This window comes from Methylobacillus sp. DLP286 (genome assembly GCF_056636515.1).
This window is the reverse complement of the sequence record NZ_CM153145.1, coordinates 2,668,329-2,690,700: the sequence shown is the minus strand read 5'-3', so window position 1 is coordinate 2,690,700 and position 22,372 is coordinate 2,668,329. Positions and strand designations below refer to the sequence as shown.

Annotated in this window: 29 protein-coding genes; 11 read left to right on the top strand and 18 right to left on the bottom strand. The window is 55.5% G+C overall.

What is annotated here, in order from left to right; genetic code table 11:
- The first annotated feature begins 1 nt into the window (after position 1).
- Entirely contained in the window at positions 2-343 is a 342-nt protein-coding gene (locus ACWXTG_RS12940; protein ID WP_480220116.1) for a hypothetical protein, read from the top strand.
- Between the two features lie 125 nt (positions 344-468).
- On the opposite strand, the gene ACWXTG_RS12935 is transcribed toward ACWXTG_RS12940, so the two are convergent.
- Positions 469-780 (bottom strand): ArsR/SmtB family transcription factor, encoded by a 312-nt coding sequence (locus ACWXTG_RS12935; protein WP_480220115.1) that lies wholly within the window; start codon positions 778-780, stop codon positions 469-471.
- A gap of 130 nt (positions 781-910) precedes the next feature.
- On the opposite strand from ACWXTG_RS12935, the gene ACWXTG_RS12930 reads away from it, so the two are divergent.
- Positions 911-2,017 (top strand): NADH:flavin oxidoreductase/NADH oxidase, encoded by a 1,107-nt coding sequence (locus tag ACWXTG_RS12930; protein WP_480220114.1) that lies wholly within the window; start codon positions 911-913, stop codon positions 2,015-2,017.
- A gap of 95 nt (positions 2,018-2,112) precedes the next feature.
- Here ACWXTG_RS12930 and ACWXTG_RS12925 read toward each other — a convergent pair whose 3' ends face one another.
- Complete coding sequence (locus ACWXTG_RS12925) at positions 2,113-3,333, bottom strand: MFS transporter (RefSeq protein ID WP_480220113.1); 1,221 nt, start codon at positions 3,331-3,333, stop codon at positions 2,113-2,115.
- A 223-nt stretch (positions 3,334-3,556) separates the two neighbouring features.
- Here ACWXTG_RS12925 and ACWXTG_RS12920 point away from each other — a divergent pair, with 223 nt between their 5' ends.
- From ACWXTG_RS12920 to ACWXTG_RS12905, 4 genes are all read left to right on the top strand, one after another.
- A complete protein-coding gene (locus tag ACWXTG_RS12920) occupies positions 3,557-4,153 on the top strand; it encodes an FMN-binding negative transcriptional regulator (protein WP_309564283.1) in 597 nt (198 codons plus the stop codon).
- 122 nt (positions 4,154-4,275) lie between these two features.
- Entirely contained in the window at positions 4,276-4,437 is a 162-nt protein-coding gene (locus tag ACWXTG_RS12915; RefSeq protein ID WP_480220112.1) for an Ada metal-binding domain-containing protein, read from the top strand.
- Between the two features lie 4 nt (positions 4,438-4,441).
- Complete coding sequence (ada, locus tag ACWXTG_RS12910) at positions 4,442-5,347, top strand: bifunctional DNA-binding transcriptional regulator/O6-methylguanine-DNA methyltransferase Ada (RefSeq protein ID WP_480220111.1); 906 nt, start codon at positions 4,442-4,444, stop codon at positions 5,345-5,347.
- A gap of 94 nt (positions 5,348-5,441) precedes the next feature.
- Entirely contained in the window at positions 5,442-5,987 is a 546-nt protein-coding gene (locus tag ACWXTG_RS12905) for a methylated-DNA--[protein]-cysteine S-methyltransferase (RefSeq protein ID WP_309564281.1), read from the top strand.
- Here ACWXTG_RS12905 and ACWXTG_RS12900 read toward each other — a convergent pair.
- The 11 genes from ACWXTG_RS12900 to ACWXTG_RS12850 all read right to left on the bottom strand — a co-directional run bounded on the left by ACWXTG_RS12900 (position 5,971) and on the right by ACWXTG_RS12850 (position 12,682).
- Entirely contained in the window at positions 5,971-6,513 is a 543-nt protein-coding gene (locus ACWXTG_RS12900; protein ID WP_480220110.1) for a TetR/AcrR family transcriptional regulator, read from the bottom strand. The two genes, ACWXTG_RS12905 and ACWXTG_RS12900, sit on opposite strands and share 17 nt — an antisense overlap.
- A 13-nt stretch (positions 6,514-6,526) precedes the next feature.
- Positions 6,527-7,282, bottom strand: coding sequence for a hypothetical protein (locus tag ACWXTG_RS12895; protein ID WP_480220109.1), 756 nt, complete (start codon positions 7,280-7,282; stop codon positions 6,527-6,529).
- Between the two features lie 126 nt (positions 7,283-7,408).
- Complete coding sequence (locus tag ACWXTG_RS12890; RefSeq protein WP_480220108.1) at positions 7,409-7,939, bottom strand: DUF2380 domain-containing protein; 531 nt, start codon at positions 7,937-7,939, stop codon at positions 7,409-7,411.
- A 528-nt stretch (positions 7,940-8,467) separates the two neighbouring features.
- Positions 8,468-9,499 carry an ACR3 family arsenite efflux transporter gene (gene arsB / locus ACWXTG_RS12885; RefSeq protein WP_480220107.1) on the bottom strand — a complete coding sequence of 344 codons (1,032 nt, stop codon included), beginning with the start codon at positions 9,497-9,499 and terminating at the stop codon, positions 8,468-8,470.
- Positions 9,496-9,984: an arsenate reductase ArsC gene (locus ACWXTG_RS12880; protein ID WP_480220106.1), complete on the bottom strand. Its 489-nt coding sequence runs from the start codon at positions 9,982-9,984 to the stop codon at positions 9,496-9,498. Before ACWXTG_RS12880 ends, arsB begins: the two co-directional genes overlap by 4 nt.
- The gene (locus ACWXTG_RS12875; protein WP_309564274.1) at positions 9,981-10,313 is read right to left on the bottom strand and encodes an ArsR/SmtB family transcription factor; all 333 of its coding nucleotides are present in this window, start codon (positions 10,311-10,313) and stop codon (positions 9,981-9,983) included. The genes ACWXTG_RS12880 and ACWXTG_RS12875 overlap by 4 nt, the downstream gene beginning before the upstream one ends.
- A 57-nt stretch (positions 10,314-10,370) precedes the next feature.
- A complete protein-coding gene (locus ACWXTG_RS12870; protein WP_480221242.1) occupies positions 10,371-10,499 on the bottom strand; it encodes a Na+/H+ antiporter NhaA in 129 nt (42 codons plus the stop codon).
- Positions 10,472-10,639 carry a hypothetical protein gene (locus ACWXTG_RS12865; RefSeq protein ID WP_473234710.1) on the bottom strand — a complete coding sequence of 56 codons (168 nt, stop codon included), beginning with the start codon at positions 10,637-10,639 and terminating at the stop codon, positions 10,472-10,474. The genes ACWXTG_RS12870 and ACWXTG_RS12865 overlap by 28 nt, the downstream gene beginning before the upstream one ends.
- Before the next feature lie 82 nt (positions 10,640-10,721).
- Positions 10,722-11,930: a chromate efflux transporter gene (chrA, locus tag ACWXTG_RS12860; RefSeq protein WP_407995570.1), complete on the bottom strand. Its 1,209-nt coding sequence runs from the start codon at positions 11,928-11,930 to the stop codon at positions 10,722-10,724.
- A gap of 14 nt (positions 11,931-11,944) precedes the next feature.
- Positions 11,945-12,175: a hypothetical protein gene (locus ACWXTG_RS12855; RefSeq protein ID WP_480220105.1), complete on the bottom strand. Its 231-nt coding sequence runs from the start codon at positions 12,173-12,175 to the stop codon at positions 11,945-11,947.
- A gap of 141 nt (positions 12,176-12,316) precedes the next feature.
- The gene (locus ACWXTG_RS12850) at positions 12,317-12,682 is read right to left on the bottom strand and encodes a winged helix-turn-helix transcriptional regulator (protein ID WP_480220104.1); all 366 of its coding nucleotides are present in this window, start codon (positions 12,680-12,682) and stop codon (positions 12,317-12,319) included.
- A gap of 91 nt (positions 12,683-12,773) precedes the next feature.
- Here ACWXTG_RS12850 and ACWXTG_RS12845 point away from each other — a divergent pair, with 91 nt between their 5' ends.
- On the top strand, positions 12,774-13,100 hold the full coding sequence (locus ACWXTG_RS12845; RefSeq protein ID WP_480220103.1) for a nuclear transport factor 2 family protein: 327 nt from the start codon (positions 12,774-12,776) through the stop codon (positions 13,098-13,100).
- A 302-nt stretch (positions 13,101-13,402) separates the two neighbouring features.
- Here the strand turns inward: ACWXTG_RS12845 and ACWXTG_RS12840 are convergent, their stop codons facing one another.
- Positions 13,403-13,927, bottom strand: coding sequence for an RcnB family protein (locus ACWXTG_RS12840; protein ID WP_407994635.1), 525 nt, complete (start codon positions 13,925-13,927; stop codon positions 13,403-13,405).
- A gap of 201 nt (positions 13,928-14,128) precedes the next feature.
- Here ACWXTG_RS12840 and ACWXTG_RS12835 point away from each other — a divergent pair, with 201 nt between their 5' ends.
- From ACWXTG_RS12835 to ACWXTG_RS12820, 4 genes are all read left to right on the top strand, one after another.
- Positions 14,129-14,344: a hypothetical protein gene (locus ACWXTG_RS12835; protein WP_480220102.1), complete on the top strand. Its 216-nt coding sequence runs from the start codon at positions 14,129-14,131 to the stop codon at positions 14,342-14,344.
- Between the two features lie 259 nt (positions 14,345-14,603).
- The gene (groES, locus tag ACWXTG_RS12830) at positions 14,604-14,894 is read left to right on the top strand and encodes a co-chaperone GroES (RefSeq protein WP_309564260.1); all 291 of its coding nucleotides are present in this window, start codon (positions 14,604-14,606) and stop codon (positions 14,892-14,894) included.
- Positions 14,895-14,938: 44 nt separating this feature from the next.
- A complete protein-coding gene (groL, locus tag ACWXTG_RS12825; protein ID WP_309564259.1) occupies positions 14,939-16,573 on the top strand; it encodes a chaperonin GroEL in 1,635 nt (544 codons plus the stop codon).
- A 501-nt stretch (positions 16,574-17,074) separates the two neighbouring features.
- Positions 17,075-19,273, top strand: coding sequence for a UvrD-helicase domain-containing protein (locus ACWXTG_RS12820; protein ID WP_480220101.1), 2,199 nt, complete (start codon positions 17,075-17,077; stop codon positions 19,271-19,273).
- Here ACWXTG_RS12820 and ACWXTG_RS12815 read toward each other — a convergent pair.
- The 4 genes from ACWXTG_RS12815 to ACWXTG_RS12800 form a co-directional block, all read right to left on the bottom strand.
- Complete coding sequence (locus ACWXTG_RS12815; protein WP_407994621.1) at positions 19,268-20,050, bottom strand: BPSS1780 family membrane protein; 783 nt, start codon at positions 20,048-20,050, stop codon at positions 19,268-19,270. The genes ACWXTG_RS12820 and ACWXTG_RS12815 overlap by 6 nt on opposite strands.
- 69 nt (positions 20,051-20,119) lie before the next feature.
- Positions 20,120-21,079, bottom strand: coding sequence for a homoserine kinase (thrB, locus tag ACWXTG_RS12810; protein WP_480220100.1), 960 nt, complete (start codon positions 21,077-21,079; stop codon positions 20,120-20,122).
- A gap of 77 nt (positions 21,080-21,156) precedes the next feature.
- Complete coding sequence (locus tag ACWXTG_RS12805) at positions 21,157-21,498, bottom strand: DUF2782 domain-containing protein (RefSeq protein ID WP_309564256.1); 342 nt, start codon at positions 21,496-21,498, stop codon at positions 21,157-21,159.
- Between the two features lie 124 nt (positions 21,499-21,622).
- Positions 21,623-22,354 (bottom strand): LOG family protein, encoded by a 732-nt coding sequence (locus tag ACWXTG_RS12800; RefSeq protein WP_309564255.1) that lies wholly within the window; start codon positions 22,352-22,354, stop codon positions 21,623-21,625.
- Positions 22,355-22,372: the final 18 nt, after the last annotated feature.

Sequence of the window (22,372 nt, the reverse complement as noted above, 5' to 3'; positions counted from 1 at the left end):
CATGAAACAGGCAATTTCGATTCTGACCTTCGCGTTATTGGCCTCCTCCGCACTGCTGGCCCAGGCGCAAAACGGCAATACGCTGCTCAATGGCCAAGTGCTGGCGGCTGCCAATATCAGCCCGCTCAATGTCACTTTCGATGCGCGCATTGCGGAAACACAGGCGGTCGGGACATCCAAGAACGTGGCCGTCATCACCAACAACCGCCCGCATCCCAAGTACGGCTTCAACATCAACCGCATCAATACCTCCGCCGAGCGGGCGGACCGCAACCTGGGCAAGCACTTCGTCTATGTGCTCCATCCCAAGAACGGCTTCCTGGTCAAACGCTACGTAGGTTGATCAAGTATCGATCAAGGGCAGACTGGTAAAAAAGCTCGAAACTCTGCACCCTCGGCCTGGTTCGATGAATTAGGCCTTTTTTTTTGCATATTGGCGCAAGGCATCCAGACCGGTCGGACTCTCCATCAAGGCAGCTTAATTGTCTTGAGTACGGCAGAGAGCACCCCGGGGAATTTCTGCTCGATCTCGGCAAGCCGCAGGGAGTTCAAGTGCTCCTTGCCGTCGATCACGGTTTCCACTAGCCCGGCGGCACGCAGGATCTTGAAGTGATGCGACATGCTGGACTTGGGGCGGTTCAAGTCCAGTTCGCCGCACGTCATCTGCCGTCCCGCCTGCGCCAAGTGCCCAACGATGTCCATGCGGGCCGGATCTGAAAGCGCATACATGATGTCGGTCAGCTCCACTTGCTCGATGGCAGGATGTTTAATTTGTCTCATGGACAAAATTTATCATAGCCGTTAATATGTTTCCATAGTTCGAATATTTTGGAACTATGGAAACAAACCCTGACGCCATCAGGGAAATGCTTTCCCACCTACCAACCGTCGCTACTCAAAAGGAATGACAATGGCAGACCTATTTTCCTCATACCAGTTGAAAGATGTCGAATTAAAAAACCGCATTGCGGTGCCGCCCATGTGCCAATACATGGCGACCGACGGCTTGGCCAATGATTGGCATCAAGCCCACTACGCTTCTCTTGCTCGCGGCGGCAGCGGCCTCGTGATCGTCGAAGCCACCGCCGTCGCGCCCGAAGGACGCATTACTCCGCATTGCCTGGGCTTGTGGAATGACGCGCAAGCGGAACAGTTGCGTACGATCGCGGCCGCCATCAAGGCTGCCGGGGCTGTGCCCGGCATCCAGATCGCCCATGCGGGACGCAAGGCCAGCGCCAATATTCCCTGGGAAGGCGACGACCACATTCCCGAGGGCGATGCCCGTGGCTGGCAACCCATCGCGCCCTCGGCCAAGGCATTCGGCGGCTTGCTGCCGCGCATGCCGACCGCCATGAGCGTTGCCGACATCCAACGGGTGCAGCAAAACTTTGTCGATGCCGCCCGGCGCGCCGTCGCAGCGGGGTTCGAATGGCTGGAGCTGCACTTCGCCCACGGCTACCTGGCGCAGAGCTTCACCTCCATCCATTCCAACCTGCGCACGGATAAATACGGCGGCAATGCTGAAAACCGTAGCCGCTTCACGCGCGAAACCCTGGCCGCCGTGCGCAAGGTCTGGCCCGAAAACCTGCCCTTGACCGCACGTTTCGGCGTGCTGGAATTCGACGGGCAGGATGAGCAGACCTTGAGCGAATCCATCCAGCTGGTCAATGAGTGGAAACAGCTTGGCCTGGACATGCTCAGCGTCAGCATCGGGTTCAGCACCCCAGAGGCCAGGATTCCGTGGGGGCCTGCCTTCCTTGCCCCGATCGCCCAGCGCGTGCGCAACGAGGCCAATATCCCTGTGTCCTCCGCCTGGGGATTCGGCGCGCCCGACCTCGCCGACCAGGCCGTACGCAACGAACAGCTGGACATCGCCATGATAGGCCGCGCCCATCTCGAGAATCCAAACTGGACCTACCAAGCAGCCAAGGAACTGAACAAGGAAAACCCGGCCTGGGTGCTTCCGCCTCCTTATGCCCATTGGCTGGCGCGTTACCACGACCCAAGGCAGCGTTAACCAGCCCCGCCATCCCGATCAGCCTACACGGCTCATCGGGGTGAGCGCGATCAGCTCAACCACCTCTTCCACAAAAGCCTGGGCCAGGCGGCATGTCAGGCACGCATGACATTGCGTATTGGCCTTGGCTTTTCTTCCCGGATCGGCAGATTCACCAACGCCGCCGCAATCGCCAGCACGATGTCGGCATACCACATCCATGAATAATCTCCATTCATGTATAGGGCGACCCCGCCCAGCCATGCCCCGAAAAATCCGCCGACCTGGTGGCTGAGCAAGGCCAGGCCGAACAGCGTGGCCAAATAGCGGGCACCGAACAGCTTGCCGATCAGCCCGGCTGTCGGGGGCACCGTAGACAGCCAAGTGAAGCCCAATACCGCTGCGAATAGATAAAAGGTCGACTCCGTCTTCGGCGCGAGCAGGTAAAAACCAATCGCCACGGCCCGGGAAGCATACATCCAGAACAACAGCATTTTCATCCTGCGGGTCTGGCCCAGCCAGCCTGCGTAAAGGCTGCCGAGCACGTTGGCCAACCCGATGATCGCGATGGATGTCGCGCTGATGGAGGCAGGCAGCCCGCAGAGGTCAATCTCCCCGGGCAGGTGGGTCACCAGGAAAGCGATATGGAAGCCGCAGGTGAAAAACCCTGCATGCAGGCAAAGATAGCTGCGATCCTTGAATGCGATGCGCACCTGGTCCGCCAGCGTCATGCGGCCCAATGAATCAGCCGCCTGCGAATGAACCGCGGCTTTCCTTTCCCTCAGCGGAATCGCCAGCAAAATAACGCTCAGCGAAGTCGCGGCCAGCACCATGATTGCCGTGACCCAGTTGAATGCATGGATGAGCGCCTGGGCGAACGGGGCGAAAATAAACTGGCCCAAAGAACCCCCGGCATTGATCACGCCTGCGGCAAATGACCGCTGCTCGCCAGGCAACCGTTGCGCCGCGGCTCCCATCAGGATGGAAAAACTCCCTGCGCCTGCCCCCACTGCCGTCATGATGCCCACCGCGAAAACCAAGCCCAACCCTGACTGCATGAACGGGGTGATCGCCAGCCCAATGGCCATCATCGCCGTCCCCAGCACGATGACTTTGAACGAGCTCACCCTGTCGGCCAACATGCCGAAGAGCGGCTGGGCCACGCCCCAGGCCAATTGTGCAATCGCCATGGCCATGCTGACCGTCACAATGCCCAGGCCGGTAGATGCGTTCAAGGGCGAAACGAATAGGCCCATGGATTGCCGGATGCCCATGGTGACAGCCAGAATGGCTGCGGCAGAGACCACCAATGTCCAGAAAGTCCGCTTAGCGCTCATTTCCATCAACACCTAAATTTTTATTGATATGCTTGAGGCTGAGTAGAATACATGCGAACTGGCGGCATGTGTTCCTCCTGCCATCAATGCGCACGAATCATGACGCAATCTGGCATGATCAAGATTGACGGTGTTCTACATGCCTTCGGACAAGCAGAGCACAACATTGGCATGAATACTTGCCGCCATTCAACATCTCGCGGCGCACAACGGGAAGGTCGATATGCATAACCCTAGTATATTCAGAGAAGAACGCTTGGATGTTTTATACCAGCTGATCACTGAGCATCCGCTCGCCACGCTCATTACGTCCGGCCCGCAAGGCTTGATGGCAAACCTGCTTCCCTTCGCGCTCCACCTGGATGGGGAAAATGGCGTCTTGCGCGCCCACCTTGCCAGGGGAAACAAACAACTGGACGAACTCCGTGCAGGCGGAGAAGCATTGGTGGTTTTCCAGGGGCCGCAATTTTATGTCACGCCCTCGTGGTATCCGTCCAAAGCAGAACACGGCAAAGTCGTCCCGACCTGGAATTACACTATGGTCCAGGTGCGGGGAACTCCCCTCGTGATTGACGACCCTGATTGGCTATTGGCACAGGCCAGCCACTTGACGCAGCACAACGAAGCAGAACGAACCCAGCCTTGGCAGGTTGCAGATGCGCCGGCAGATTTCATTGCATCCCAATTGAAAGCGATTGTGGGCGTGGAAATTCCGGTCCAGTCCATTGCGGGCAAATTCAAGCTAAGCCAGAACAGAAGCGCGCAGGACAGACAAGGCGTCATGCAAGGTTACGAGACAGAGCAATTTCCCGGGGAATAATGCGGTGGGTCGTAGAAGCTGTGCGCTCGCGAATTACACCGCAAGAAGCGGAGTGCTTGCGATTGAACTCGACGATATCCTGAATACATGGACAGGATGAGGATATCGCAATGGAACCCGGCATGAGCAAACCGGCTTATCTTTCCGACGAGGCACGCTGGCAAGCAGTCGCCAACCGGGATGCGGCAGCGGACGGTTGTTTCGTCTATGGCGTGAAGACTACCAGAATCTATTGCAAGCCCAGCTCCCCGTCCCAGCTCCCCGTCCCGGCTGCCCAAGCGTGAAAATGTGGAATTTTTCGCCACCCCGGCATTGGCCGAAGCCGCCGGTTACCGGCCCAGCCAGCGGACGCAAGACAAAAATACGGTCGCCGCTGAAAGGGCCGGCCTGGTTGCCAAGGCATGCAAACTCATCGAGGCATCGGAAACGCCGCCCAACCTGGAAGCATTGGCCGAACGCATCGGCCTGAGCGCCTATCATTTTCACCGCATCTTCAAGGCAGAAACGGGATTGACGCCCAAGGCCTACGCAACCGCCTACCGCGGCCGCAAGCTGCGGGAAGAACTGAACACGCCGGATATTTCCGTCACGGATGCCATTTACGGCGCCGGCTTCAATTCCAACAGCCGCTATTATGAGACTGCCGACCAATTGCTCGGCATGCGCGCGAGCGATTACCGGGCCGGCGGCCCAGGCGCCGTCATCCGTTTTGCCGTCGGGCAATGTTCGCTGGGCGCGATCCTGGTCGCACAAAGCCGAAAGGGAATATGCGCCATCCTGCTGGGCGACGATCCTGAACAGATCGTGCGGGACCTGCAGGACCAGTTCCCCAAAGCGCGCCTGATCGGCGGCGACCAGGATTTCGAGCAGCTGGTCGCCCAGGTCGTCGGCTTCGTCGAAGCGCCGTCGCTCGGCTTGAACCTGCCGCTGGATATCCGCGGCACTGTATTCCAGGAAAGGGTATGGCGAATCCTGCGGGAAATCCCGCCCGGCGCTACCGTCAGCTATGCCGAGGTTGCGGAACGCATGGGCTGCCCGCGCGCGGTCCGCGCCGTGGCGCAGGCCTGCGGCGCCAACAAGATCGCGGTCGCGATTCCCTGCCACCGCGTGGTGCGGCGGGATGGCGATATCTCCGGCTATCGCTGGGGCGTCGAGCGCAAACGCGAGTTGCTCGCGCGCGAGCAGGAATCATGAATACCGTGCCGCTCGCGGCTTTGAATTTAGGAACCAACTATCTTTCAATCGCCATCCAGGGATATTTCTTGCACTGCGTGATAGGAGACAGTGAATGCCGCACCTATCGTTATTGATGGAAAGAATGAATACGCCGATTGGACAAATGCTGCTCGTCACGGACGAACATCAACGCGTTCGCGCCCTGGATTGGCACGATCATGAAGACCGCCTGCACCTCTTGATGCAAAGGCAATACCGTGGCGATACCGTCATGTTGAATACGCATTCAGGAACATCTCCAGCGGCCTTGGCAATGCAGGCGTATTTTGAAGGCGACCTTCAGATCATAGACACTATCGCAATTGCAACCGGAGGCACCGACTTCCAGAGAACGGTGTGGAAAGCATTAAGGGATATCATCCCGGGAACGCCCATCAGCTACGCCGCCCTGGCGGAGAAGATAGGCAAGCCCTCGGCCGTGCGTGCCGTTGGGCTGGCGAATGGCGCCAACCCGGTCGGCATTATCGTGCCATGCCATAGAGTGATCGGGTCCGACAAATCCCTGACCGGATATGGGGGAGGATTGGAACGTAAAAAATGGCTGCTGAATCATGAACTGCCTAAAACAACAGCAGGGCAATTTAGCTTGCACTATTAATCAGCGTCTTAACCAAGGACTTGGCATGGCCAACGAAATCGCTGCCTTGCTGGCTTCTTTCCGTAATGGCCGCCCCTTCCACCACTAGCGCCAATTGCAATGCCAAGGCCTCGGCTTGCCTGATGCCGGCCTTCTCCGCCAACTCCGCAAACTGACTTCTCAATTGCCTGGAAAACTCCCGGGATCTCTGATTGACCGGATGATCAGACTGGGGAAACTCGACGCCGGCCTTGATCGAGGCAAACCCTTTGAAATCCTTTTCCCCGATGATATCCAGCAGGCCGACGACCAATGCCTCCAGTTCAGCTAACGCGCTTTCTTGCCGTGACGCCTCGGCCAGCTTTTGCCAGAGCTTCTCTTCCTGGGTGCGGAGGTGCTCGATGATGAGAAGCTCCTTCGACTTGAAGTATTTGTACAAGGTCACCTTGGCGACCTGCGCCTGGGCGGCGATGTTGTCCACGCTCGTCGAATTGATGCCTTGCCTGGAAAACAAATCGCCAGCTACCTCCAAGATGTACTCACGCATCCGTCTTGCCATATCAAACGCCCATTCCCAATATTATCTTTTGCTTGTTTTGCAACTTGGAGTAGCACTCCCAAGCCCGATGTTGTTCGTACCATGCCAACAATGCTTCCAGCTTCCGGCTATCCAATGCCGGGTTACTGGATAACCCAGACTGCACGACGTGCATGTAAGTCTGCAACTGATCCTGGGGAACGCTCGCATAGCTGGGGGCCGGGCAGATTCCCGACTGAATATTGCGTTTGAAGACAAGCGCCTTGAGCAGCAGGGCCGGGTCGATGGCGTCCACAACCGCAGCTTCTTGATATTCGGTGCCCTGCTGGGCAAATTGCGCCTGTTGATGTTGTCCTGAAGGCCAGACATGCAGGCCGAGAATAGCGATGGCAGTCACTGCCGCGGCATACCCGCCTGCGAGCAAGGATTTCTCAATCCTCGTCGCGAGCGGCGGCCGCGCATCCGCCAATACGGCCTTTGCCGCCTGTTGGGCGGTTAGCAACGCGTCCGTCCCGGGGCTGCGCAATTCCTCAGCGACCGCCCCTTGCAACAAAATCATCAACTGTGCGACGACGGCTGCAGGATTCTGCAGCTTTGCTACCGTAGCGAGTCGAAGCAAGTGCGCGCTTAATACGGGACAGGCCGCAGCCAAAGAATGTTGCGATGCATATTCCTCAAGCGCCCTCTCCCGGATGCCGGGCGCACTCAGCCAAGTATCGAGAAGGGAATATACGCACAGCAGCTTCTCGGCCGGTTTTTTGCCGCTGCGCTCTATCATGTGGATCAACCATGCGCTATTGAGTAAATCCATTGCCTTGCCTTATATGTACTATACCGTTCATTCTGACACATATGCGTTCATCGAGCTATGAATGCAGTCTGGTGAACAGCGCGGTAACTTCAGTTATTTGGCGGCTTCGCTCAACTGTTCGAGCTTATCCTTGATCAATTGGGCAAGTTTTTCCGCTGTGCGTATTGTGGTGTTTTTATCGCTCCACGAACTCTCCAGCTGGGCAGACTTGGACATGACGACAGCACGCTTTTTGACGTCCACCAAGATCAATCGTGGATAGACAAATAAATAGGTGGGTTTCAAGGCCACGCCAATCACCAGGTAATCCGCCCCGGTTTCCTTGTTGAGCTCAATCGCCGTTTCTACGTTGTCATAAAGATAGGTAGGCGAATGCTGCTCCACCTCCGATTTCACCTTGGCACCTTCCTGGATGACATTCACTTCCTTGTTTTTAAGCGCCTCTTTGAACTTGGTCGACAATAAATCGATGCGCTGCAGCTCTTCCGGCGCATTAGGCAGATTGGTCAGATCATTGAGCTCGAATGCCAACACTACGACTTGGGGCGGCTGTTCAACCGCGAGGACAGTTCCCCACAACCCCAAGCCCAGGACTACCATCAATAATTTAAAAACCATGTGCATATTACAATCTCCATAGACTTTCCCGATAAAACCAAACCATTTAGTTTAAAACTAAACTGTATAGTACATTTTTAGCATGAAGATGCAAAACTTCTTGTGCATTCCATCCTAGCGGGCATCTGGATCAGCCGCGCCTTTCATCCACAAACCCTCAATTTGAAAGACTATGCAAATGAAAAAGCCGGGCCCCTAGGGCCATGAGGAAAGGTACGTAACCAAGTGAGCGACAAAATGCCAAGTAAAGGAATCGGCAGAGTTATTGCTGTTGCCGTACGGCTTGGATTGGCATCTGTGGATTGACGATGAGGTATGGCGAGGTCTGCAGGCGCCAGATTTGGCAGGGATGCCGATGATGCAGCCGCTGACGGTGACTTTTTCGTGGATATTGCCCAGAGATAGGCAAATCACTCGCTTACAAAGCATCTTGCAAATCCACTACTTTATATTTGCAACATAATTTGAGAAGAATTCTGGCAATCGAGCTCCAGGCTTGCATTGTTTTTTTATGCAATGATCAGCATTTTCCCCTTAAGTCCTTGCTTGGTTTCGCTGATACCAGTCCTTGCTGCGATTGACGATACAAACTACTGCGAGCATGGCCGGAACTTCAATCAGAACGCCAACGACCGTGGCTAAGGCCGCCCCCGAATGAAAGCCAAACAAACTGATAGCGGTGGCAACTGCCAATTCAAAAAAGTTACTCGCACCGATCAAGGCTGAGGGACAAGCCACGCTATGTCGTTCACGCGCTTTGTAGTTCAGCCAATAGGCCAGTCCAGCATTGAAGAATACCTGGATCAAGATAGGGACTGCCAGGAGTGCAATGACAAGTGGCTGATCAATGATGGAGCGCCCCTGAAAGCCGAATAACAAAATCAATGTCAGCAATAATGCAGCAATCGACCAGCTACCCGCAGCTTTCATGACCCGCTCAAAACTAGCTTGTCCTTTGGCCAGCACTACCTTGCGCAGCAATTGAGCCACCCACACCGGAATCACAATATAAAGCACAACAGATGTCGTGAGCGTAGCCCACGGCACGCTGATCGCAGAAATGCCCAGCAGCAACCCGACCAAGGGAGCAAAGCCAAAGATCATGATGGTATCGTTCAGTGCTACTTGGGATAAGGTAAACAAGGGGTCGCCTTGCGTGAGCCGGCTCCAGACAAACACCATCGCCGTGCAAGGAGCGGCAGCGAGCAGTACTAATCCGGCGATATAGCTGTCTACCTGATCAGCAGGCAGCATGCCGCCAAACAAATGTCGAATGAATAACCAGGCAAGCAATGTCATTGAGAATGGCTTGATCAGCCAATTCACAAATAGCGTGATACCGATACCTTTGACGTGCCGGCGTACTTGCCCCAGAGCTGAAAAATCCACCTTGGCCAGCATAGGGATGATCATGACCCAGATCAAAAACCCAACCGGTAAGTTCACTTGGGCAAATTCAAGCCGGGCAATCGCCTGGAATACGTCAGGCCAAAGCTGCCCTAAGGAAACCCCTATCAGTATGCACAAGGCTACCCAGAGGGTGAGATAGCGTTCAAACATACTCATTTGATGCTATCCAGCAAGTGTTTGATATCGGAGGCACTCATAGCCTCTACTGGCAGGCTGATGAAGCGTTCCACGCAACGCTGTATCTGCCCGCGGATGCGTGAAAAAGCAATCCGCTTATCTTCATCGCTACCTTCAATAGCGGCGGGATCCTCAAAACCCCAATGTCCTGAAACCGGAGTACCAGGCCAGATGGGGCAGGCTTCTCCGGCTGCGTTATCACAAACAGTAATGACAATATCCATCCTTGGGGCCTCTGGTTTGGCAAACTCATCCCAGCTCTTGCTACGCAATTCTTCGGTGGAATACCCAAGGTCAGCAATTTGCTCGATGGCGAAGGGATTCACTTTGCCCGTGGGGTTACTGCCGGCACTATAGGCCTTGAATCTGCCCTGACCTAATTTGTTGAACAAGGCCTCTGCCATGATGCTTCTGGCGGAGTTGCCTGTGCAAAGGATGAGGACATTGAAAGTTTTAATGGTCATTTGGCAGATGCTTTAGAAAGTTGAAATTGCACTGGAGTGCACGGAACGCCGCCACAGCAATTCTCAGTGAGGTAGGCCAGGACACTGTGCATGTGCTCGTAATTGGCTGAGTAGATGACAAAACGGCCTTCATTACGCGACGTCACTAGCTGGGCATGGCTGAGTTCTTTCATATGGAAAGATAATGAAGACGGGGCGATGCCCAAAGACTCGCTGATCTTGCCTGCGGCCAAACCAGCTGTCCCAGCCTGCACGAGAAGTCGATATATTGAGAGCCGGGATTCCTGGGCAAGAGCGGCTAAAGCTGTAACGATGATTTTTGATTCCATATTTCAATAATATTTGAATAATAGAACCAAATCAATCAACGCATAATCACGATTTGCTTATTTAAACTGGGCAGGCTGGGCTATCCCGGCATTGGCCAGGGCGAATAATGGCATGATGCCGAATGCCACCCAGGAATGAAGTGCCATTTGGATGCGAGTCACCGGCGGCGGCTCGCGTTGGGCAATACGGAGCTTACGCAGTGGTTGTGCCAGTTGTTAGTTATCTGAGGACGCTTCCTTGAACAACTGGCGATGAACGCGTGAGAAAGCACCGGGGTCATGAGCCCGAAGACTACGCCAGCCAGGCTGGGATGGGCTCCGGTGATGAGCAACCCGATCCAGATGATGGCACTAGGCAGAACCTATGCCCATACGCTGTAGCAGGATGAGGCTGCTAATACTCTGGATTTAAATTGCAAACGACATGACCCACCCCCCTAGCGCAGCTATCAGGACGACTAGGGCAGGCGGTACACGGCCATAAACCAGCAGCCCAAATGCAGTCAGCGCAAGCCCAAAGTCTGCTGTGCTATGAATGGAGCTGGTCCACACCGGATCATAAAGGGCTGACAGCAGGATACCGACCACACTGGCGTTGATCCCTGCTATTGTAGTTTGGATACCCCGGCGGTGGCGGAGGCTTTCCCATAAAGGTAGCGCGCCGATGAGCACCAGACAAGCCGGCAGGAAGATTACCCCAAGTAACACGAACCCACCTAACCAGCCGTGTAGTGGACCCTGAGCCACGGCGCCCAGATATGCCGCGAAGGCGAACAGCGGCCCAGGTACAGCTTGAACTGCGCCATAGCCTGCTAGAAAATCAGCATTGCTCACTGTTCCACTGGGTATGACCGTGGCCTGGAGTAACGGTAAGACGACGTGACCGCCACCAAAGACAAGTGCGCCAGAGTAATAAACGCCTTGGAGCAGTGCCCAGCTCGAAGAACCGCTGACTGCAGCCCATAGTGGCAGGACAACTAATGATACGGCAAATAGCAGCAAGACGACGATGCCGAGTTTGCGCGAGACGGGATATACATGTGCTTGGCTAATAACCTGCTGTGATAAAGTGAGTCGCCAGCGGCCCAGCAGGCCTCCAACGACGATGGCAGCGATCTGTCCCGTGGCAGTTGGCAGGAGCAGGGTCAGAAGCGCGCCTAGGATAGCCAGGACGGCACGAGGCTGATCTGGGCATAGCGACTTGGCCATATTCCAGACCGCCTGCGCTACTATTGCCACTGCGACGACCTTCAAACCATGCACCCAGCCTGATTCGATCAATCCTTGGTACTGAATGATGCCGAAGGCGAATAGGATCAGCGCTATTGCCGATGGCAAGGTAAAGCCCGCCCAAGCCGCCAGCATGCCCGGCCAACCCGCCCGACCCAGGCCTAGCGCCATACCAACTTGGCTGCTGGTCGGTCCCGGGAGGAGCTGGCAGAGTGCGACAAGATCAGAATAGCCACGGTCATCAATCCAGCAGCGACGCTCGACGAATTCCGTACGGAAATAGCCCAGGTGTGCGATAGGACCGCCAAAAGAGGTTAGTCCCAGCCTTAAAAACACCAAAAAAACATGCCAGGCATTGTCATGCACTGTGGTGGCCGATACTGACATCACATGGCTTTCTGCTACAGGTGCCGAGACAAGGCTTCGACCCTATTCTTGCGTTCGCCGTATCTGTCGACAAGTAACGGGGAGATATCACGAGTGAGTATAGTGAACTTCACCAACTCTTCCATGACATCCACCACCCGGTCATAGTCGCTAGAAGGCTTCATGCGACCAGCCTCATCAAACGCCTGAAATGCTTTGAGCAATGATACCTCTACATTAGCTAAGCCATCGTCATGTGTATTCATTGAGGTCAATCCTTGTCTACTGTCGCCGATACCAAATCTTACTATTATTGACGATGTACACCACGGCCAGCATCGCTGGAACTTTAATTAACACGCCAAGACGGCGGAAGGCAGGGTTGAAAAGTGGCTTACTACACAAGTTCAAGAGGACTCTTGAGTCGCGCCTCCGTGTGCTGGCAGCAACGATTCGCGCTTCTCCGCCCATTTCAGCATTGCATCCAAAGCGGGGCACAAGGCCTGCCCCCACTCCGTCAGTCGGTACTCGACCTTTGGGGGTACTTGCGGATAAAGCTTGCGCGAAACGATTCCGTCCGCTTCCAACTGACGAAGCTGCTGGGCCAGCATCTTCTGAGAAATCCCGGGAATCAGCTTCTCGAAGTCGGAATAGCGTTGCACTTGTCCACCGAAAAGATGGAAAAGAATGATCAGCTTCCATCGGCCTTCCAGTAGCCGAATGACTTCTTCTACGCCAACGGCGGCAGTGGCGGGTGTGTATATTTTTCCCATGACTCAGTAACTTACTTTTTAGTGCGTTCTTGATAGTTTGAAAGTATATGGCGAAAATTCTCATACAGTAAATCACAGCGAGAACGCAACCATGCCCCTTTCACTACCGAATCCAGTCGCCCTTTACTTCGAGATCAGCAATGGCTCGGACATCTCTCAAATTTCCCATTGCTTCACATCGGATGCGATTGTTGTGGACGAAGGCAAGACGCATCGGGGGCATGTAGCCATCCAAGCATGGCAGCGTGAGGCACAGAAGGCATTCAAGTACACGGTTGAGCCTGTCAGCGTTTCCCGAGAAGGAGATCGCTTGAAGGTCACAGCCAATGTCGTCGGCAATTTCCCTGGCAGCCCGGCGCAACTCGACCACGTGTTCGGCGTGGATGGCGACAAGATCAAGTTACTGGAGATCGGTTGATGTCCATGAACCTGGAATTACAAGGGCCTTTCATTTCACTGCCTGCAGCAGGATCAAACTGCAGGTGAACGATATCCCTACAAACCTTCCTTCTGATAGACACCTCCAAGGCCGATCCAACCCCCAATTGCTGCAAGGGCGCAGCAGGTAATCGAACACTCGCGCTATTACCCCATTAAAGATATCCAGCAAGGTAGCCAAATATAACCATCCTTCACGGGGTTCAACCAGGGTGCAACCGTATAGCAACTCAATCTCTCGACCCTAGAAGGCCTATACCATCATGATATAGACCTTGCTGCTTACATGCTTCCCAAGTCCTCTATGGCATCGATCACCATGCCAGTGCCAATAGCGATCATGAGAATGTCTGCTGCCACTCTGACATATTTATAGCCACGCGGTGGTGGGTCCAGTCTGGCCATGATGACTGGAGGTAGGTCGTAATACACGACATCGCGCGGTAGTGGATAGCCTCTACGCCATTTTTTGGCTTGTCCTGGCGGCATGCAGCCATTATTCTTTTTCGCTAACCCAGGTGGGCAATGGCCTGCGTGGTATTGATCGCGATAGTAGTCCTGGATGATGACGCGTTGGTTGGTGGAGAAGTGGATGTCGATATCGATGTTGCCTCCATCCCTGCGACCATCGTAGGAGTAACGGTCAGAGCCTCCTCCTTGTTGTTGCTGTTTTTTCATTTGTCCGGGAGGGCCACCATTTCCATTGCCTTTTCCGTGTGGTGGGTCTGCTAGTAGCGGGCTGCTTAAACTCAGGCTGATACAGAAGGCTGAGATACCCAGCAATATCTGTTTGACTGTTGCGTTCATGGCTCTCTCCATAGTTGTGAGAATATAAGTTTTATTATGATGGGGTTTTGCAATGTTGAGACTGAGTATCATTTATTTTATTAAAATCAGTCACTTCCAGTTCGAACAGCCTATTGTAACTAATCCTGGACTATAGAAATACGCGCCATAACAATAAAATTGAATCATTCATTCCAGTTGCCCTCTCTGTCAGGTATTTTCATGCTGAGCAATTGGAAAGAGCAAGCATTTGCATTCCAGGCCCGCCACATGCCGTCGATCATGGCGAACTATGTCAGCCATTGTGGAATAGGCGTGGAAAATTCTTTCAACGCCTATGGCCTACTCGGCGTCCTGCAGAGCGTGGACGCGCTTGCCGACTGTTTCTGTATAACTGATCCCGCCACCCAAGCAACGCAGGCACTATCGTCGCCTTGACCAGCGGCAGCATATCCTCCTCCACTTAGGGTTGTCCCATTAATATCAGAGAACATACTCTTGAATTCAATAATCTAGTTTTCGATTGCAAAAATCTTGATTTAAATTTCAGGCGACAAAAAAATTTCAAAATCCACCCTTGAAAAACCACTACATCGTCCCTATCATTAGCACTCAATAGGGTGGAGTGCTAAACCGCCCTAGCAACCAAACTTGTAACAAACCCAATGATCATTTAAAGATTTTAGGAGAGAAACTCATGGCAATTCGCCCATTGCAAGACCGCGTTATCGTGAAACGCCTGGAAGAAGAGCGCAAGACCGCATCCGGGATCGTGATTCCTGACTCCGCAGCTGAAAAACCAGATCAAGGTGAAGTGATTGCTGTTGGTCCTGGCAAGAAGGACGACAACGGCAAGGCGATCGCCCTGGACGTCAAGGTGGGTGACAAGGTGTTGTTCGGCAAATATGCAGGCCAGGCCGTCAAGGTAAACGGCGAAGAAGTGCTGGTGCTGCGCGAAGATGACATTCTGGGTGTTGTGGAAGCCTAATAGCGGCACAACATTAGCTCAAACAAGTTTATTAGGAGATATAAATGGCTGCAAAACAAGTGATTTTCGGCGATGAGGCACGTGCCAAGATCGTTAATGGCGTGAATGTTCTGGCAAACGCCGTCAAGGTGACCCTGGGCCCTAAGGGCCGTAATGTTGTCCTGGAGCGTTCCTTCGGCTCCCCAACCGTCACAAAGGACGGCGTTTCCGTTGCCAAGGAAATCGAGTTGAGCGACAAGCTGGAAAACATGGGTGCGCAACTGGTGAAGGAAGTCGCTTCCAAGACCAATGACAACGCCGGCGACGGCACCACTACCGCTACCGTACTGGCACAAGCCATTGTACGCGAAGGCTTCAAGTACGTAGCTGCCGGCTTCAACCCGACAGATCTCAAGCGCGGTATCGACAAGGCTGTTGCCGAGATCGTGAACGAGATCAAGGCAATCTCCAAGCCAACCACCACCAGCAAGGAAATTGCCCAGGTTGGTTCCATCTCCGCCAACTCCGATGCCGACATCGGCCAGATCATTGCTGACGCGATGGACAAGGTAGGCAAGGAAGGCGTGATCACCGTTGAAGACGGTTCCGGCCTCGAAAACGAGCTGGATGTCGTGGAAGGCATGCAATTCGACCGCGGCTACCTGTCTCCATACTTCATCAACAATCCAGAACGTCAAATCGCCCTGCTGGAAAACCCGTTCGTTCTGCTCTACGACAAGAAGATCAGCAACATCCGCGATCTGCTGCCGACCCTGGAACAAGTTGCCAAGGCTGGCCGTCCCCTGCTGATCATCGCGGAAGACGTTGAAGGCGAAGCGTTGGCGACCCTGGTGGTGAACAACATCCGCGGCATCCTGAAGACCGTGGCTGTCAAGGCGCCTGGTTTCGGCGACCGTCGCAAGGCCATGCTGGAAGATATCGCCATCCTGACCGGCGGCAACGTGATTGCTGAAGAAGTCGGCCTGAGCCTGGAAAAAGTGACCCTGGAAGACCTCGGCCAAGCCAAGCGCGTCGAGATCGGCAAGGAAAACACCACCATCATCGACGGCAACGGTACCGAGAGCAACATCAAGGTGCGTATCGACCAGATCAAGAAGCAGATCGAAGAAGCCACCAGCGACTATGATCGTGAAAAACTGCAAGAACGCGTAGCCAAGCTGGCTGGCGGCGTTGCCGTGATCAAGGTCGGTGCCGCCACCGAAACCGAAATGAAGGAAAAGAAGGCTCGCGTTGAAGATGCGTTGCACGCTACACGCGCTGCCGTTGAAGAAGGCATCGTGCCTGGCGGCGGCGTTGCTCTGCTGCGCGCCCGCGCTTCCATCAAGGAACTGAAGGGCGAGAACCCAGATCAGGACGCAGGTATCAAGATCGTGCTGCGCGCGATTGAAGAGCCGTTGCGCCAGATCGTGGCTAACGCCGGCGACGAACCATCCGTCGTGGTCAACAAGGTACTGGAAGGTACCGGCAACTACGGTTACAACGCTTCCAACGGCACTTACGGCGACTTGGTTGAGCTGGGCGTTCTCGACCCAGCCAAGGTGACACGTTCCGCCCTGCAGAACGCTGCTTCCGTCGCCTCCCTGATCCTGACTACCGATGCACTGGTAGCCGAGCTGCCTAAGGAAGAAGCGCCTATCGCTCCTCATGACGCAGGCGGCATGGGCGGCATGGGCTTCTAAGCCGTCCTCATCATTGGCTGCCGCAAGGCAGCCTCAAAGCAAAAAGCCCCGGTTCGCCGGGGCTTTTTTATTTGTTCGCGCCGTCAATAGGGATAGATGGTTCCGCTTGCCGTCAATTCGTCATACTTGCCGGTCAGAATATTTATTCCCACATGCGATCAATTAAGCATATACTCGCAAATGATTAGCATTGGTAATTAAAGAATCGCGGGGTTAAATACCCTCGCAAAGCAAGCCCGGAAACGACAGGCAAAAAAAACCCCGATTAAAGGGGAGTAAAATCGGGGTTAAGCATTTAAGCCTCATTGGGATAAGGCTTCCCGCTCAGGGAGGAAAGCGGGAGACGAGTGCGTCGTCTGGAAAATAAGACCGGGCCTTAATCGGATAGTTCATCCAAAGTGCGTTTTTTACATCTGCTTACAATTGCGCACTAAAAGTGCACGCCTGCTTCATTAGCAACACCTGCCTCGGCGGTTCTCTTCAATGCGCTCACCTGCGATAATGCAGGCTATGATGAATTCCACCTTCTCCACTTCTCTGCTCGACGGCCTCAATGAAAAACAACTGGAAGCCGTTACCCTTCCGCACCAGTCCGCGCTGATCCTGGCCGGGGCCGGCAGCGGCAAGACCCGCGTACTCACGACTCGCATCGCCTGGCTAATCCAGACCGGGCAAGTCTCCCCGCACGGCATTCTTTCCGTGACCTTCACCAACAAGGCCGCCAAGGAAATGCTCACCCGCTTGGGCGCCATGCTGCCGATCAACATTCGCGGCATGTGGGCCGGCACTTTCCACGGCTTGTGCAACCGCCTGTTGAGGGCGCACCATCGCGAGGCAGAATTGCCCGCCACATTCCAGATACTGGATACGGCTGACCAGCTTTCCGCCATCAAGCGCGTCATGAAGGTGATGAACGTCGATGACGAGAAATTCCCGCCCAAGCAAGTGCTGGGCTACATCAACAGCTGCAAGGAAGAAGGCCTGCGCGCCTACGCGGTTGAAGCCTACGACAGCCACTCGCAGCGCATGCGCGAAATCTTCGAGGAATACGACAAGCAGTGCCAGCGCGAAGGCGTGGTGGATTTTGCCGAGCTGCTGCTGCGCTGCTACGAGCTATTGAGCAGGAACAACAGTATCCGCGAACATTACCAGCACCGCTTCAAATACATCCTGGTGGACGAGTTCCAGGATACCAACCGCCTGCAATACCTGTGGCTGAAGCTCCTCGCAGGCGCGGACAACTGCATCTTCGCCGTGGGCGACGACGACCAGTCCATCTATGCCTTCCGTGGCGCGCGCGTCGGCAACATGCGCGACTTCGAGCACGACTTCAACGTGCAGAACGTCGTCAAGCTGGAGCAGAACTACCGCTCCCACAGCAATATCCTCGATGCGGCCAACGCCATCATCATGCATAACCGCAACCGCCTGGGCAAGAACCTCTGGACCTCTGCCGGCAAGGGCGAGCCCATCCGCGTATATGAAGGCTACAACGACAAGGACGAGGCCACATTCATCGTCGACGAGATCAAGGCCCTGCACAAGGAAGGCACCGAGCTTAGCCAGATCGCCCTGCTCTACCGCTCCAATGCCCAGTCGCGCATCCTTGAGCACGAACTGTTTTCCGCCGGCCTGCCTTACCGCGTCTACGGCGGCTTGCGCTTCTTCGAGCGCGCCGAGGTCAAGCATGCGCTCGCCTATCTGCGCCTGATCGCCAGCGGCGACGACGACACCGCCCTACTGCGCGTGATCAACTTCCCGACGCGCGGCATCGGCGCGCGCAGCCTGGAGCAATTACAGGAACTGGCGCGCCAGCAGGAAAGCAGCCTGTGGCAGGCGGCATACGCGAAAGCCGGCGACGGCAAACCTGGCCGCGGCCTGGACGGGTTCGTCGCCCTAGTCAAGCAAATGCAGGAAGAATCCATCGGCCTCACGCTTGCCGAGCAGGTCGAGCTTGCCACCCGGCTTTCCGGCCTGCGCGACCACTATGCGGCGGACAAGGAAGGCGAAGATCGCCTCGCCAACCTGGATGAACTGGTGAATGCGGCGATTGCCTTCATGAACCAGGACATCGGCATGCAGGTGGACGAGAACGGCGAGGTTGCCATGTCCATCCTCGCGCAATTCCTCGCCCATGCCAGCCTGGAGGCCGGCGAACACCAGGCCGATGTCGGCCGCGACGCGCTGCAGTTGATGACCGTGCATGCCGCCAAGGGCCTGGAATTCAATACCGTTTTCATCAGCGGCCTGGAAGAAGGGCTATTCCCGCACGAGCAGAGCAGTTACGAATCCAACGGCCTGGAGGAAGAACGCCGCCTGATGTACGTGGCCGTGACCCGCGCACGCCAGCGGCTTTATATCAGCTTTGCGCAAAACCGCATGCTGCACGGGCAGGTACGTTACGGCATTCCGTCACGCTTCCTGGATGAAATCCCGGAAGCGCTGGTCAAACGCCTGAACACCGTCTCGAACAAATCCTATGGCGGCGCCAACCAATATATGGCCGCTGCCGCCCCGGCTCCGCGCCCTCAAGCCAGCATGCCTTGGAAAATCGGCCAGGCCGTGGCCCACAGCAAGTTCGGCCAGGGCGTGGTGGTCAATTACGAAGGCAATGCCAACGACCTGCGCGTGCAGGTCAATTTCGGGCGGGAAGGCTTGAAGTGGCTGGCGCTGGAATACGCCAAGCTGGAAACGCTATAGCAGTTCGACGCGGTCAGGCCGCGGCATCTTGAAGATGTCACGGTTGCTGACGTACTGGAACGCCAGCATGAGGGCGCTGGCGAACAGCATGCAGGCAAACACCAGCACCAGCATCAAGAACCCGCCCATGGCCTTGGAGGCTGCAGACATCATCCCCACCAGCACGCCTGCCAGCGTCATGCTCAACATGATGATCAATGTCACGGACACCCACGTCAGCAATAATGGCAGCAGGTATTGAATGAACGCGGCCAGACTGGACTTGATGGCGCGCACCACTGAATATTGCTGGAACGCGACCAATGCCGGGGCGAACCAGATCACTAGCACCAGCGGCACCAGCAGCAACATCAACTTGACCAGGATGGGGAAGGACTGTTCCAGCACCTGCTCCGGGCTTTCTTCGCTCCTGGCCAGGGCTTCCAGCTTCATGGCGTCTTCTGCCGTCAGGATATTGATGAGCAGCACGTATGCGACGCAAATGGCGCCCAGGCCCAGCAGCTTCCTGAAACTGGGCTTGATTTCATTGAGCAGGTCGCCCAAGTCGCTGTCGCGGCCGGCATCGGCATCGCGGTAGAAACCTACCGCCAGCGCCAGGAAAGCCGGCAGCAAGAGGAAGGAAACGAATTTCAGGCCTATCAAGCCAGGCAGCATAGCGAAAAAAAACACATGCGCCAGGCCGAGCAGCATCCACTTGCCCGGTTTTTGGCGGAACAAGGCGATTATGTCGCGCACCCACGCGTTCACTTGGCCGAAAATGGTTGGTTTGGCTTGCATGTCGTCCCTTAAAGTAGCCGGCAATGCCGCGCCGGCATGATCATTTTATTGCCTTGAGCCACGAACAGGTTAATTTGCATCGACCCAGGCCGCCAGTATCTGCTCGCGTGCCGCGATAGCATTGCGCAGGATGCGCTCGAAGTAATCCGGATCCTTGGCGTGGGTAAGTTCGCCGGCCTGGGGAAAATGCAGGTCATTAAGGCGCGACAGCCAGAAGCGCATGGCGGCAACGCGCAACATCCCGGGCCAGGCGGCATGCTCCTCTTCAGTGAGGGGCCGCACTGCATGATAGGCATCGAGAAACGCCCGCACCCGGCCGGAATCCAGCGTGCCATCGGCGTTGACGCACCAGTCGTTGACCGCAATCGCAATGTCGTACAACAGCACATCGTTGCAGGCATAGTAGAAATCGATGACGCCGCCTACCTTGTCCCCGTCCATCAGCACATTGTCGCGGAACAAGTCGGCATGGATCACCCCGCGCGGCAATGCGCTGGTGTCGAACGCCTGCTCGAACTCGAGCTGCGCATCCAGCATGCGGCGGTTTTCCGCCTCCAGGAAAGGCGCCACCTTGGCAGCCGTGGCAATGCGCCAACGCTGGCAGCGCAGGTTGCTCATGCTGGCCTCGAACGATGCGCCGGCCAGATGCATGCGCGCCAGCACTTCGCCAATCGCGGCGCAATGCCGCGGCGAGGGGTTGTCCAGCGACTTTCCCGCCAGGCAGCTCACCAGCGCGGCAGGCTTGCCGTTCAGTTCGCCAAGCGCCTGGCCTGCAATGTTCTTGACCGGATGCGGGCACGGAATGCCGCGTTCGGCCAAGTGCGTCATCAGGTCGAGGAAATTGGGCAGCTCTTCCGCGCTATGCTCTTCAAACAACGTCAGCACATAACGCCCGCTGCCGGTGGTGACGAAATAATTAGTATTGGTGATGCCGGACGCGATCCCCTGCAGGTCAAGCAACTCCCCCAGGTCATAGCCTTTGAGCCATTGCTGCATCTGCTCGAATGAAACGGTGGTGAATACGGACATAGAAAACTTTTGGAAAAACCGGGGAAGGTTGAAGAGAGGGTCAAGCGCCACCCTCTCCGGGCATCAATGCTTGACGGTCAGAACCGGAACAATACCCACTTGGGGATGCTGACCGTAGGCGCGATATCGCCTTCGCTACGGGCCCAGCCAGCATTTGAATCATCTTTGGTCAGATAATAAGGGGCGCCCACTTTGGGAGTTACCTTCATCATGTAGAGATTGCCGTTGATGCGGTATTCCTCGACCGTATCTTCGCCTCGCTTGGTAATGGTGACTTCAGGCTCAGGATTCTCTCCCTCCATCCCTTCCGGCGGCGGTGGCGCCTCGGGCAAAGGCTCCAGGTTGTCGGGGATGTCCGCAGCAGAGGCCATCAGCGGCAGGAGAAGCGCCAACATCAGCAAAATTTTATGGGTACGCATGACAACCTCGGCTCAGAATAATGCAGCAATTCTATCAAATAGGCCCATCCGCCAAAAGGGCGTTGTTGCTTATTAACAACAAGATATTGGAATGGTCGGCAACCGCCGCCAAACTTTGATTCGCCTACAGATAAAACTGCATGATTTGCTGCTCCGCCGGCGATGGCTCGAAGCCCCTGGTCTCATAATGCTTGAAGATAGCTTCGACGATTTCATGGGGCTTGTCGATCACCTGCAGCAAATCGAGGTCTTCCGGCGAAATCATGCCCTCGGCGCCCAGGGTCTCGCGTATCCATGACAGCATGCCGCGCCAGAACGGCTCATGTACCAATATCAATGGAATCCTTCTCGTCTTGGCCGTCTGGATGAGAGTAAGCGCTTCCATCAGCTCATCCAGCGTACCGAAACCGCCCGGCATCACTACATAGGCCGAGGCGTATTTGACGAACATCACCTTGCGCATGAAAAAGTGCTGGAAGTTCTGGCTGATGTCCTGGTAGGGGTTGCCTTTCTGCTCGTGCGGCAATTCGATATTGAGGCCGATGCTGGGCGACCTGCCCTTGTATGCGCCCTTGTTGGCCGCCTCCATGATGCCGGGGCCTCCCCCTGAAATCACGCTGAAGCCGGCATCGGACAGGAGACGCGCAATCTCTTCCGTCAGCTTGTAATAGGGATGGTCGGGCGGCGTGCGCGCGCTGCCGAAGATGGAAACCGCGGGAGTGATTTCCTTCATGCGCTCGGTCGCCTCGACGAATTCTGCCATAATCTCGAACGCGCGCCACGATTCACGTGCCGAGTACTTCTTGTTGGGGAGCTCGGGGTCGAGGATCTTGGGAAGTTTTTTAGCAGCTGACATAAGGTTACACACCAGTTC

Bases quoted from the DNA above. Each gene is read 5' to 3' on its own strand.
- ACWXTG_RS12940 (WP_480220116.1), top strand. From the start codon at position 2: ATGAAACAGGCAATTTCGATTCTGACCTTCGCGTTATTGGCCTCCTCC.
- ACWXTG_RS12935 (WP_480220115.1), bottom strand. From the start codon at position 780: ATGAGACAAATTAAACATCCTGCCATCGAGCAAGTGGAGCTGACCGAC.
- ACWXTG_RS12930 (WP_480220114.1), top strand. From the start codon at position 911: ATGGCAGACCTATTTTCCTCATACCAGTTGAAAGATGTCGAATTAAAA.
- ACWXTG_RS12925 (WP_480220113.1), bottom strand. From the start codon at position 3,333: ATGAGCGCTAAGCGGACTTTCTGGACATTGGTGGTCTCTGCCGCAGCC.
- ACWXTG_RS12920 (WP_309564283.1), top strand. From the start codon at position 3,557: ATGCATAACCCTAGTATATTCAGAGAAGAACGCTTGGATGTTTTATAC.
- ACWXTG_RS12915 (WP_480220112.1), top strand. From the start codon at position 4,276: ATGAGCAAACCGGCTTATCTTTCCGACGAGGCACGCTGGCAAGCAGTC.
- ACWXTG_RS12905 (WP_309564281.1), top strand. From the start codon at position 5,442: ATGCCGCACCTATCGTTATTGATGGAAAGAATGAATACGCCGATTGGA.
- ACWXTG_RS12900 (WP_480220110.1), bottom strand. From the start codon at position 6,513: ATGCGTGAGTACATCTTGGAGGTAGCTGGCGATTTGTTTTCCAGGCAA.
- ACWXTG_RS12895 (WP_480220109.1), bottom strand. From the start codon at position 7,282: ATGATAGAGCGCAGCGGCAAAAAACCGGCCGAGAAGCTGCTGTGCGTA.
- ACWXTG_RS12890 (WP_480220108.1), bottom strand. From the start codon at position 7,939: ATGCACATGGTTTTTAAATTATTGATGGTAGTCCTGGGCTTGGGGTTG.
- arsB (WP_480220107.1), bottom strand. From the start codon at position 9,499: ATGAGTATGTTTGAACGCTATCTCACCCTCTGGGTAGCCTTGTGCATA.
- ACWXTG_RS12880 (WP_480220106.1), bottom strand. From the start codon at position 9,984: ATGACCATTAAAACTTTCAATGTCCTCATCCTTTGCACAGGCAACTCC.
- ACWXTG_RS12875 (WP_309564274.1), bottom strand. From the start codon at position 10,313: ATGGAATCAAAAATCATCGTTACAGCTTTAGCCGCTCTTGCCCAGGAA.
- chrA (WP_407995570.1), bottom strand. From the start codon at position 11,930: ATGTCAGTATCGGCCACCACAGTGCATGACAATGCCTGGCATGTTTTT.
- ACWXTG_RS12855 (WP_480220105.1), bottom strand. From the start codon at position 12,175: ATGAATACACATGACGATGGCTTAGCTAATGTAGAGGTATCATTGCTC.
- ACWXTG_RS12850 (WP_480220104.1), bottom strand. From the start codon at position 12,682: ATGGGAAAAATATACACACCCGCCACTGCCGCCGTTGGCGTAGAAGAA.
- ACWXTG_RS12845 (WP_480220103.1), top strand. From the start codon at position 12,774: ATGCCCCTTTCACTACCGAATCCAGTCGCCCTTTACTTCGAGATCAGC.
- ACWXTG_RS12840 (WP_407994635.1), bottom strand. From the start codon at position 13,927: ATGAACGCAACAGTCAAACAGATATTGCTGGGTATCTCAGCCTTCTGT.
- ACWXTG_RS12835 (WP_480220102.1), top strand. From the start codon at position 14,129: ATGCTGAGCAATTGGAAAGAGCAAGCATTTGCATTCCAGGCCCGCCAC.
- groES (WP_309564260.1), top strand. From the start codon at position 14,604: ATGGCAATTCGCCCATTGCAAGACCGCGTTATCGTGAAACGCCTGGAA.
- groL (WP_309564259.1), top strand. From the start codon at position 14,939: ATGGCTGCAAAACAAGTGATTTTCGGCGATGAGGCACGTGCCAAGATC.
- ACWXTG_RS12820 (WP_480220101.1), top strand. From the start codon at position 17,075: ATGCAGGCTATGATGAATTCCACCTTCTCCACTTCTCTGCTCGACGGC.
- ACWXTG_RS12815 (WP_407994621.1), bottom strand. From the start codon at position 20,050: ATGCAAGCCAAACCAACCATTTTCGGCCAAGTGAACGCGTGGGTGCGC.
- thrB (WP_480220100.1), bottom strand. From the start codon at position 21,079: ATGTCCGTATTCACCACCGTTTCATTCGAGCAGATGCAGCAATGGCTC.
- ACWXTG_RS12805 (WP_309564256.1), bottom strand. From the start codon at position 21,498: ATGCGTACCCATAAAATTTTGCTGATGTTGGCGCTTCTCCTGCCGCTG.
- ACWXTG_RS12800 (WP_309564255.1), bottom strand. From the start codon at position 22,354: ATGTCAGCTGCTAAAAAACTTCCCAAGATCCTCGACCCCGAGCTCCCC.